Annotated in this window: 8 protein-coding genes, 1 tRNA gene and 1 pseudogene; 5 read left to right on the top strand and 5 right to left on the bottom strand. The window is 34.8% G+C overall.

The genetic code is table 11. From position 1 onward, the window contains the following. From QLS31_RS14470 to QLS31_RS14480, 3 genes and pseudogenes are all read left to right on the top strand, one after another. A pseudogene (locus QLS31_RS14470) lies at window positions 1–98 on the top strand (IS1595 family transposase); the annotation flags it as partial. 120 nt (window positions 99–218) lie between these two features. Further along, window positions 219–1,232 carry a DUF3667 domain-containing protein gene (locus tag QLS31_RS14475; protein ID WP_282744436.1) on the top strand — a complete coding sequence of 338 codons (1,014 nt, stop codon included), beginning with the start codon at window positions 219–221 and terminating at the stop codon, window positions 1,230–1,232. 7 nt (window positions 1,233–1,239) lie between these two features. Then, the gene (locus QLS31_RS14480; RefSeq protein ID WP_282744437.1) at window positions 1,240–2,253 is read left to right on the top strand and encodes a M28 family metallopeptidase; all 1,014 of its coding nucleotides are present in this window, start codon (window positions 1,240–1,242) and stop codon (window positions 2,251–2,253) included. 185 nt (window positions 2,254–2,438) lie between these two features. Here the strand turns inward: QLS31_RS14480 and QLS31_RS14485 are convergent, their stop codons facing one another. The 5 genes from QLS31_RS14485 to QLS31_RS14505 form a co-directional block, all read right to left on the bottom strand. Beyond that, window positions 2,439–3,635, bottom strand: a complete 1,197-nt coding sequence (locus tag QLS31_RS14485; protein WP_282744438.1) for a PAS domain-containing sensor histidine kinase — start codon at window positions 3,633–3,635, stop codon at window positions 2,439–2,441. 307 nt (window positions 3,636–3,942) lie between these two features. Continuing rightward, a tRNA-His gene (locus QLS31_RS14490) sits at window positions 3,943–4,018 on the bottom strand. 74 nt (window positions 4,019–4,092) lie between these two features. Beyond that, entirely contained in the window at window positions 4,093–4,809 is a 717-nt protein-coding gene (gene bshB1, locus QLS31_RS14495; RefSeq protein ID WP_282713577.1) for a bacillithiol biosynthesis deacetylase BshB1, read from the bottom strand. Between the two features lie 47 nt (window positions 4,810–4,856). Beyond that, window positions 4,857–5,945: a chorismate-binding protein gene (locus tag QLS31_RS14500; protein ID WP_282744439.1), complete on the bottom strand. Its 1,089-nt coding sequence runs from the start codon at window positions 5,943–5,945 to the stop codon at window positions 4,857–4,859. A gap of 126 nt (window positions 5,946–6,071) precedes the next feature. Next, window positions 6,072–6,509 carry a PaaI family thioesterase gene (locus QLS31_RS14505; RefSeq protein ID WP_282713575.1) on the bottom strand — a complete coding sequence of 146 codons (438 nt, stop codon included), beginning with the start codon at window positions 6,507–6,509 and terminating at the stop codon, window positions 6,072–6,074. A gap of 116 nt (window positions 6,510–6,625) precedes the next feature. Between QLS31_RS14505 and QLS31_RS14510 the strand changes: the two genes are divergently transcribed. Both QLS31_RS14510 and QLS31_RS14515 read left to right on the top strand, forming a co-directional pair. Continuing rightward, a complete protein-coding gene (locus QLS31_RS14510; protein ID WP_282744440.1) occupies window positions 6,626–8,152 on the top strand; it encodes a hypothetical protein in 1,527 nt (508 codons plus the stop codon). A gap of 237 nt (window positions 8,153–8,389) precedes the next feature. Beyond that, window positions 8,390–10,945, top strand: a complete 2,556-nt coding sequence (locus tag QLS31_RS14515) for an endonuclease (RefSeq protein ID WP_282744441.1) — start codon at window positions 8,390–8,392, stop codon at window positions 10,943–10,945. Window positions 10,946–11,022 lie beyond the last annotated feature (77 nt).

Below are 11,022 nucleotides of genomic sequence, written 5' to 3' on the forward strand. Positions count from 1 at the left end.
AATTATACCTAAACGAGTTCGTTTACAAGCTTAACAGACGGTATTTTGAGGAAAAATTATTCGATAGGCTAGTAATAGCAAGTATTACAGGATTATGATTAAAAACGGACAATCAAAATTTTTTAAATATATTTTTTAAAAACAGTATAAGTTCGGTTTTTTTGTTAGTTTTATAGATTAAAATTTAACAAAATTCTAGAATTTATACTGTTTTTTTTATGTCAAAAAGTAAAATCAGAAACGACAAAACGTGTCTTAATTGCAGATATGTGGTTGAAAATAGATTCTGCCCTAATTGTGGGCAAGAAAATACTGATACCCGAAAGACGTTTCATCACCTCTTTGTTCATTTCTTTGAGGATTTAACACATTATGAAAACGCTTTTTGGAGAACCATAAAAAATCTTTTATTCAAGCCTTCTGCACTAACTAAAGAATACCTTTCCGGAAAACGATTGTCTTATTTGGCTCCTGTCAGATTGTACATTTTTATAAGTTTTATTACGTTTCTATTGATTGCCATTTTTCCTAGTGAAATCAATTCTTCAGAAAAAACTACCGAAAAGGAAGCTATCTTTACCACCAAAAACAAATCATTTCAAAATACTATATCCAAAAATGATTCCGTTAAAAAAAGTAAAACTGCTTCAAATGAAGAGGATGAATTGATCAATTTTGGATATGATTCCGTCGAACAATTAGACTCTATTCAAAAGCATGCTCCTGAGTCAGAAAAATTATCTGATTTCAGTTATTGGATGAATAAAAAAATCCAAATCGTTAAAGAAAATAATACCCAAAGCGAAATTATTGAAAAATTCATAAGCTCCTTTACCCATAATTTACCCAAAGTTCTGTTTGTATTCATGCCAATTTTTGCTTTTTTTCTGTGGCTTTTCCACAACAAGAAACGCTGGTATTACTTTGATCATGGTATTTTTACCTTACATTATTTTTCCTTTTTGTTATTGCTGTTTTTATTATTGTTTCTGATAAACAAAGGATTGACTCCATTTTCAGAACTAGGTCTTGTAACTTTCATACAGGTAATCACTAATTTCGTAGGAATTGGATGGATGGTTTATTATTTCTTTCCGGCGCACCATCGTTTTTATGGAGAAACCCGCTTTATATCCTTTCTAAAAAGTAGTTTACTATTTTTCATCAACTTCATATTAATCATTATTATATTATCAATTTTTGCCATTTATACATTTATCAATTTACATTAAAAAAAACATGAAAAAAATCCCTTTATTAGGTCTAATGGTTGTTTTAACCATGAGCTGTACCACTCAAAAAGTCAGTATAGCAAATACCGACCCTACAAAATATATGAATACAATTACTGCTGACGAATTAAAAACACATCTTTACATTGTCGCTTCGGATGAAATGGAAGGCCGTGAAACAGGATCTGCAGGACAAAAGAAAGCAGGTGTTTACCTCATCGATCAATACAAGAAAAATGCCGTTCCTTTTCCAACTGCCGCTTCTGACTATTACCAAAAAATCCCGGCAGCTTTCTTAAATGCCAAACGCAATGAAAACTTGCCGGATTCCGAAAACATTTGGGCCTATATCGAAGGTTCTGAAAAACCAAATGAAGTTCTTGTGATTTCTGCCCATTACGATCACGTAGGTGCAAAAAATGGAGAGATTTACAATGGTGCTGATGATGATGGCTCAGGAACTGTTGCGCTTCTTGAAATTGCACAAGCATTCCAAATCGCTAAAAAAGAAGGTCACGGTCCAAAACGCTCTATCCTGTTTCTTCACGTTACCGGCGAGGAACACGGTTTGCATGGTTCCAGATACTATTCAGAAAATCCTTTGTTTCCATTAGCGAACACCATTACCGACATCAATATTGACATGATAGGCCGTCGTGATGAAGCTCATGCGGGCAGCAACAATTATGTATACGTTATTGGCGCAAACCGCTTATCGACTGATTTAGATAACATTTGCACCATTGCAAACGCTAAATACACTAATTTGGATTTAGATTATAAATACAATGATCCTAAAGATCCAAACCATTTCTATGAGCGTTCAGACCATTACAACTTTGCTAAAAATGGCGTTCCGTCTGTATTCCTTTTCAACGGAGTTCATGCTGATTATCACAAACCAACAGATAGTCCTGACAAAATTGAATACGATGCATTAACAAAAAGAGCCAAATTTGCATTTGTAACCGCTTGGGAACTGGCAAACCGTACCGAAAGACCTATTGTAGATAAAAAATAGATAGAGCATTTGGGCACATCCACGCTTTCGCTAGCGCTACAGTTTGGTCGGGCTATACGTTACAATCTTAATAGTCTCGTTAAAAAACGAGACTATTAAGGATTTCTACTGCTATCCCTTGTGTAAACCTCATAAAAAAAGAGCTTCGAAGTAATTCGAAGCTCTTTTTTTTATCATTTAATCAATTAAACCCTTTCGTCAAATTCTATTTTATCAACGCTATCAATTTTATGCAAAGGTTCCTCAAGAGGCAATGTGAAATAAAAAGAAGAACCAATTCCTTCCACACTTTCAACCCATATTTCCCCGTCATTTTTTTCTAAAAATCCTTTCACTAATAACAACCCAATTCCGGCACCTTTGTTATCTTTCCTTGCTTTAGAAAGCGTACTCATTTGAGGTGTAAAAAGTTTGCTTTGCACGTCTTTTGACATTCCAATTCCAGAATCTTTTATCTGAATTAATACTTTTTCAGCTTCAATTTTTGCCAAAACGATAATTTCTCCTCCAGGTAAAGAATGCTTGATAGCATTAGAAATTATATTTTGAAAAACAGAAAGCAACATTTTACCATCTGCAAAAACACTGATATTAGGTCCTATTTCATTACGGAGATTTATGGAATTCAAAGCAGCTGCGTCATGCAATGATTCAAAAACTTTTTGTGCATAATCAAAAAGCTCAATTTTTGATGGAGAAAACACTTCCGATGCATATTTTATTCTGGCCCATTCCACTAAATTATCCAGCATGTTTAACTCATCTACTGCCGTTTTATGAAGTAAATCAAGCATTTCTTTTGCCTTTGTGGATTCTAATCGGTCCAGATTTGTTTTCAAATATTCTGCCGTTCCGATAATTCCGGATAACGGACTTCTTAAATCATGAGAAACAATTGCAAGAACATTCTCTTTATGTGTATTAAGGTCTTCCAGTTCTTTTACATATTTCTTTATGGCATCTTCTGATTTCTTTCTCTCAGTCAAATCTCGTAAGATTTTAACATAACCCAACATCTCACCATCAATTCCAGTAAGTGGAAAAACCAAACCATAAGCATAAAAAATACTTCTGTCTTTACAAATGTGCCATCTGTTATCCGTAGCTCTTCCCTCTACTAATGCAGCTTGAATTTCTGTTTGCGGAATACCATTTTGTATGTCCTCTTCAGTAAAAATTACATCAAAATGCTGTCCTATAATTTCGTCTGGTTCATATCCAAATATTTTGGTTGAACCTGAACTCCAGCTATTAATTACAAATTCATTGTCAAGAGTAAAAATTGAATAATCTTGTAAACTATCAATTATTTGGCTATAAAACTCGGCTGTTGGAATGTAATTACTTTTAAGAATTTTAGAATTGATCTTCTCGTTTTCCATTAAATTATATAAATAATATTTAAAATTTTGAAAGCTTACTTTAGGTTGATTTAATTATACAATGCGTCCAAAGATACACAAAAGAAAATACGATATATGTAAAACAAATAATATAACTCTTAACAGTAATTTATATCCGAAAAGTTATCTACTTAATTCGTTTAATCCTAAATTTCCAGATGACTTCTTCATTTCCTCTAATACGATTTCCCTTTTACAATTTTCAAGCCAATAAAATTGTGTTATAATCTCACGAAACTTTACCCCACAAAAAAAGCCTCGAATTTCTTCGAAGCTTTTGCTTTCTGGGTGGGAGACGGGGCTCGAACCCGCGACCCTCGGTACCACAAACCGATGCTCTAACCAACTGAGCTACAACCACCATTTGCTTAGCGGTGGCAAATATACGACATAAGTTTACTTCTGCAAATATTTTTTTTAAAAAATTACATGAAATTTACATCAAATCTCCTAAGCTATTGACTGCCAAATATCTTTCCACGGTAAAACCTTCAGCATGATCTATTCCTGTGAGCCTTCCTAAATCTCTAGAACGGTAATTCAGGCTTTCTAAGAAGTTTTTACTAGTTATAGGCGACTCCGGTTCATTTGAATTTGCATCATAAAACTGAGAACCGTAAGCCAAGATTGACTCGATTTTTTTATCGGTGAAACCTGTAATGTCAACCACAAAATCTGGCTCTATATTTTTCCACTGAATGTAATGGTAGACTAATTTTGGTCGCCAAGTCGTTTGTCGCTCTCCTTCTAAGGTAGTTTCAATTTTCATTAATCCAGATAAAAAACAAGCATCAGATACCAATTTACTTCCTTTTGCATGATCAATATGACGATCATCAATTGCATTACACAAAACAATTTCTGGCTGATACTTACGAATCATTTTTATGATCTCTAATTGGTGCTTTTCATCATTAACAAAAAAACCATCTCTCATTTCTAAGTTTTCACGCGCTGAAACACCTAGGATTTTTGCAGCAGCATTTGCTTCTTGATCTCTGATTTCGGCTGAACCGCGAGTTCCTAATTCGCCACGGGTCAAATCAATAATTCCAACTGTCTTCCCCAAAGAGATTTCTTTTAAAATAGTTCCTCCACAACCCAATTCCACATCATCAGGATGCGCACCAAAAGCAAGTATATCTAATTTCATCTATAATTCGTTTACTATATTTTGTTTAATTTTTTAAGCTGCAAATACTACTGCAAATCTAATATTTTCTTCATTGTCATAGATTTATTGACACTTTCTTTCCACTCTTTTTCAGGAATACTATCTTTTGTAATACCACAACCCATATACAAATACGCTTTTGTCTTTTCAAGATTAGAATCAATCTTGATTTGCATACATCGCAAATTCACATACAAATCAGACTTCAATTCTTCTTTATTAAACCCTTCCTTGTTTAATTCCCCTAAAAAACCGGTATAATATTCTCTGTCGTAACCTTCATTTTCAATAATAAAATCCTGAGCTGCATCTTTTGGCAATCCGCATACGGCGGGCGTTGGATGCAAAACAGAAACGACTTCTTTCAAACTTGAATTGTCATTTATTACCCCTTCAATATCAGTTTTAATGTGTGCTAAAGTTCCTGCTTGTAATGTATAAGGACTCGAAACAGCCACTTCTGAACTAAAATTCTTAAGATTATTTAAAATAAAATCAGTAACAAACTGCTGCTCTTCCATTTCTTTTTTCCCCCAAACCACTTCGGTCGTACCTTGAAGTTTTTGCGTTCCGGCTAATGCCATTGTATAAAAGGTGCTATTATTAGCCTTCAATAATCGCTCTGGTGTTGCGCCCATCCATAATCCTATTTTTGGATGAAACCAACAATAGCAGAAAGCAGTTGGGTAACTTTGAATTAATTTTTCGAAAATCGAAACTAAATCAAAATTTGATATATCCACTATTTCTTTCCTAGATAGAACTACTTTTTTCAAAGTCCCTTTTGCAATAGCATCAATCCCTTTTTGAACAAGAATTTCAAAATGTTCTTTAGCTTGTTTATCCTCTGAATCTGTAAAATCAGAACCTTCATTTTCTTTAAAAGAAGTGATTAGAGTTTTCCATTTAATAGATTCATTTTCAGGAATAAGAATCATTTGACTACCTTCAAATGGGGCAAAAACAAAACCTGTTTCTTCAAAGTTTTCAGCAAAATATAAATGATCATTATTCTGGAAAAAACCCACTAATTTGATATCATTCGGTTTTCTGTACAAGACAAAAGGTAAATTTTGAGCTTTTTGTTGCTTTACTTTTATAAAAAAGTCAATCATATTTAATTCATTTAAAATATAAATTTTATTAAAACATCAGGAAATTTTGCTAGTTTGGATTTTGTCAAAACCATGTTAGTCAATCTCCCTTGAACTCTGCAATGGATTTAGCTACAATTACTTCAATTATTTATCTCCGCTTTTTCTTTTTGGTAAAACCATATTCGTAAGCTTACAAAGCGAGATTAAATTATTGTTTTCATCAGTAATTCGTATTTCCCAAAGATGAATGCTTCGTCCTTTGTGAACAATCTTAGCGGTTGCAGTTACAATTCCGTCCCGTTTAGCTTTTAAATGATTCGCTGAAATCTCAATTCCGCGCACTTCACTTAGTTCAGAATTTACATAAAGCATAGAAGCTGCGCTTCCTACACTTTCTGCTAAAGCGACTGAGGCACCGCCATGTAACAAGCCCATTGGCTGATGTACAGAAGGGTTGACAGGCATTGTTGCAACAAGAAAATCTTCACCTGCGTCAGTATATTCAATATTCAACGTTTGCATTAAGGTATTTTTAGAAACGTGATTGCAATATTGTAGTATCTTTTCTTTGTCGAATGTCATGTTATTTAATTTTAAAATGTAAAAATAATTAAAAGATAAGTCACAAAACAGTAATTACAATTGTTATTCTGATTTCGAAAATAGATTTTCCCTATTTTTACAAAAAATATAACAAAATGCGTCTCAAAATATTTTTGCTTTTTATAGTAATTACAACTACTATTTGTTCCTGCCGCTCCGATTTTGAGACTGTAGCAAGCAGTGGTGATTTGACATTTTCGAAAGACACTATTTATTTAGATACCGTTTTCTCTAACATTGGTTCCAGTACATACCGACTCAAAGTCTACAACAAAAGTAAAAACGACATTACCATTCCAAGCATTAAATTAGGAAAAGGCTTGAATTCTAAATATAGAATGACCGTTGATGGAATGCAGGGAAGTGAAGGGAAAATTTTTAATAATGTGGATCTTTTGGCCAAAGACAGTTTGTATATTTTCATAGAAACAACCGCTAATATTACTGATGCAAACTCGAATGATTTTTTATACACCGATCAAATTCAGTTTGACAGTGGCGAAAATCTTCAAAATGTAGAGCTCGTAACACTGATTCAAGATGCTATCTTCTTGTATCCAAAACGTTTTGCTGACGGAACTACAGAAACACTTCCTATTGGAGACGAAAAAATAGATGGATTTTTTCTTGATGAAAACGATCCTGTTAATGGGAATGAATTACAATTTACCAATGACAAGCCCTATGTTATTTATGGTTACGCAGCGGTACCTTCGAATAAAACCGCCACTTTTGAAGCAGGAACCAGAGTTCATTTCCATGCTAATTCCGGGCTTATTGTGGCTAATAATGCCTCGATAAACATCAATGGAACATTATCAACAACGGATAAGCTTGAAAACGAAGTCATTTTTGAAGGCGACCGTTTAGAGCCGGATTTTTCAGATGTACCGGGACAATGGGGCACCATTTGGCTTACTGATGGCAGTACAAACAATACATTGAATCACCTCACGATTAAAAATGCAACCATTGGTTTGTTAATTCAAAACAATGATGGCACAACAGTTTCTATCAAAAATACCCAAATATACAATAGCAGTAACTACGGAATTTTGGCGCAGACCGCAAAAATCAAAGGCGAAAATTTAGTTATCAATAATGCCGGACAAGCCAGTTTAGCGTGTTCTTATGGCGGAAATTATTCGTTTACACATTCCACCTTCAACAATAACTGGAACAGCTCACAACAAGTGGCGGTTTTGGTAAGCAATTATATTTTGGGAGCAGTTCCGGAAGTGAAAGATTTAACCGCAGCCACATTTAACAATTGTATCATTTATGGGTCGTACTCAAACGAAATGAGTTTAAACAAGAAAACGGGGGCTGCTTTTGAATACCAATTCAACAATTGCCTGATTAAATTTGATAACGTATCCAATCAATTTACGACGAATCCCAATTATCAATTTAATACTGACACCACACATTACAATGCTATAATTTTGAATAAAGACCCGAAATTTTTCAACACATCACAGAACAAATTCAATATTGACGAAACTTCAGCAGCTTTCGCAAAAGGAAGCTCGGCGTATTTAATTCCGCTTGATATTATAGGAAACACGAGAACTGTACCGCCCGATTTGGGTGCGTATCAAAACAAAGTTTTTCCAAAATAAACACCATTGCTTTAACTCCAATTCCAATTTTCATTTCTGTTTTCTTCTAAAGTAAGAGTATAACTACTTTCCTTAAAATGTTAATAATTATGTTAAGAAAATCTTAATTAACTTCATAATTTCTTAACATAACCCATCATAAAAGTTATAAATTTGCGCGTCTTCAGTATTTTAAGATTTGAAAATCAAGTTTTTAAAAACTGAAACTAACCCCAATAACCAAAACAAATTTAAATTATGAAAAAAATCTACTCTGCATTATTATTACTGTTTGTCACAGCTGCGATAGCCCAAATACCAAGTGGCTATTACAACACCGCCTCGGGATCTGGCTACACCTTGAAAACACAATTATACAACATCATCAAAGGACATACTGATAACGGATATGCTGGTTTATATACCATATATCAAACATCCGACAGAGATTATTACTTTGAAAATGACGCCACAATTTTAGACATGTATTCTGAAAATCCAACCGGAACAGATCCATATAATTACTCCGCAGGAACTACACAAAGATGTGGAACCTATAGCGTAGAGGGCGATTGTTACAATAGAGAGCACATTATTCCGCAATCTGTATTTAGTGAACAATCACCAATGGTTTCGGATGCGCATTTCATCACACCAACTGACGGAAAAGTAAATGGACAACGTTCTAATTATCCACACGGACCGGTAACTTCTCCAACTTGGACTTCATTAAACGGAGGTAAACTTGGAGCAAGTACAACTTCTGGTTACTCTGGACCTATTTTTGAACCTATCAACGAATTCAAAGGTGATATTGCACGTATGTATTTCTATTTTGCCACACGTTACGAGAATACTGTTGCCGGATATTCTTATGCAATGTTTAATGGTACCAGCAATCAAGTTTTCACTACTGCTTTTTTAAACCTATTAATCACTTGGCACAATCAAGATCCAGTTAGCACTCGAGAAATCGCTCGTAACAATGCTATTTATACGGCTCAAAACAATAGAAATCCATACATTGACCATCCAGAATATGTACAGTCGATTTGGAACCCAACCGCTGATGCACAAGCCCCTACTACTCCAACTAATTTAGTAGCTAGCGGAACAACATCAAACTCCGTTTCATTAAGCTGGACGGCTTCAACTGACAATATTGGAGTGACTGGATATAATGTATACATGAACAGCGCTTTAAAAACAACAGTAACCGGAACAACAACTACTATCACTGGATTAACAGCTTCAACAGCCTATTCGTTTTATATTGTTGCCAAAGATGCAGCAGGAAATTCTTCGGCTTCAAGTAATGTAGTTAATGCTACAACTGCTGCCGGAACATCAATTACGTATTGTGCTTCTCAAGGAAACAGTACTGCCGATGAAAAAATAGGAAAAGTTGTTTTTGGCTCTATAAATAACACCTCTACCGGAACTGCAGGTTATGAAAATTTCACTGCATTAACTACAAATGCAACTTCTGGAACGGCAAATACCATTACCATTACACCGTCATGGACAAGCTCTGTTTACAGCGAAGGATATGCGGTTTGGATTGATTATAACAAAAACGGATTATTTACAGATGCAGGAGAATTAGTTTGGTCGAAAGCCACTTCTACAACAACTCCGGCAACAGGAACAATCACGATACCTGCTTCGGCAACATTAGGAACTACCAGAATGAGAGTTTCCATGAAATACAATGCCATTCCAACTTCTTGTGAAGCGATCCCATATGGCCAAGTAGAGGATTATACGGTAAATATAGTTGCCGGAACTGCAGATACGACTGCTCCATCAGCACCTACAACTTTGACAGCTTCTGGAACAACTCAAACTACAACCACTTTATCTTGGACTGCTGCAACGGACAATGTTGGAGTAACCGGATACAACGTATATAGAGGAACTACATTATTAGGTACCGTTTCAACGACAACGTATAATGTTACGGGATTAACTGCTGCAACAGCCTATACTTTTTCAGTAAAAGCTAAGGATGCAGCCGGAAATATTTCAGCTTCAAGCAATGTTGTCAATGTTACTACAACTAGCGGTGGCTCCACTGCAACCGATTTATTATTTTCTGAATATATTGAAGGTTCATCAAACAATAAAGCGTTGGAAATTTCAAATGCAACAGGCGGAGCGATTAATTTATCGATTTACAGCATCAAAAAACAAACCAACGGTGCCGGTGCTTGGAGTACTGGACTATCCTTAACCGGAACGCTGAATAACGGAAGTAAATTCACCATTGTAAATAGTTTAATGGCATCCACTTGTTATCCTATAAGTTCGGCTAATCTTTCTACATCAGCAACTGAAATGGCTTTTAATGGAAATGATGCTGTAGGTTTATTCAAAAATGGAGTCCTAATTGACATCATTGGAACTTTTAACGGTGGAACAGCAAACTTTGCAGCTGACGAAACAATCAGAAGAAAATCAACCGTTACGTCTCCAACGACCACTTTCAATAAAACAGCACAATGGGATTCTTACACTTCAGACACCTGTAACAATTTAGGAAGTCGTATGGTTGAAAAAACACCAAAAACCACTGTTGCTCTTGACATAAATGATATTGCTATCTATCCAAATCCATCTAATGGAAATTTCTCTATCAACAATTCGAATAAAATGTATGCTATCGAAATTTATTCTATAATTGGTCAGAAAATTTTCGGAGAAGAAAACAGTACCAAATCAGAAATTACGCTGCCAAATATTGCAAAAGGAACGTACTTAGTTCGAGTTACCATCGATTCAAATTCGGTCATCAAGAAATTAATAATCAACTAATTAAGAAAGCGGCAAATTGCCGCTTTTTTTTTACCCAAAATTTAATCTTAATTGACTAAATTTGCACCGCAATACAA

The sequence above is a fragment of the Flavobacterium sp. XS2P24 genome (assembly GCF_030010285.1).
In the GTDB taxonomy this organism is placed as follows: Bacteria; Bacteroidota; Bacteroidia; order Flavobacteriales; family Flavobacteriaceae; genus Flavobacterium; species Flavobacterium algoritolerans.

What these genes read in the sequence shown, in the direction of transcription:
- QLS31_RS14475 (WP_282744436.1), top strand. Translation starts at nt 219, where the DNA reads ATGTCAAAAAGTAAAATCAGAAACGACAAAACGTGTCTTAATTGCAGA.
- QLS31_RS14480 (WP_282744437.1), top strand. Translation starts at nt 1,240, where the DNA reads ATGAAAAAAATCCCTTTATTAGGTCTAATGGTTGTTTTAACCATGAGC.
- QLS31_RS14485 (WP_282744438.1), bottom strand. Translation starts at nt 3,635, where the DNA reads ATGGAAAACGAGAAGATCAATTCTAAAATTCTTAAAAGTAATTACATT.
- bshB1 (WP_282713577.1), bottom strand. Translation starts at nt 4,809, where the DNA reads ATGAAATTAGATATACTTGCTTTTGGTGCGCATCCTGATGATGTGGAA.
- QLS31_RS14500 (WP_282744439.1), bottom strand. Translation starts at nt 5,945, where the DNA reads ATGATTGACTTTTTTATAAAAGTAAAGCAACAAAAAGCTCAAAATTTA.
- QLS31_RS14505 (WP_282713575.1), bottom strand. Translation starts at nt 6,509, where the DNA reads ATGACATTCGACAAAGAAAAGATACTACAATATTGCAATCACGTTTCT.
- QLS31_RS14510 (WP_282744440.1), top strand. Translation starts at nt 6,626, where the DNA reads ATGCGTCTCAAAATATTTTTGCTTTTTATAGTAATTACAACTACTATT.
- QLS31_RS14515 (WP_282744441.1), top strand. Translation starts at nt 8,390, where the DNA reads ATGAAAAAAATCTACTCTGCATTATTATTACTGTTTGTCACAGCTGCG.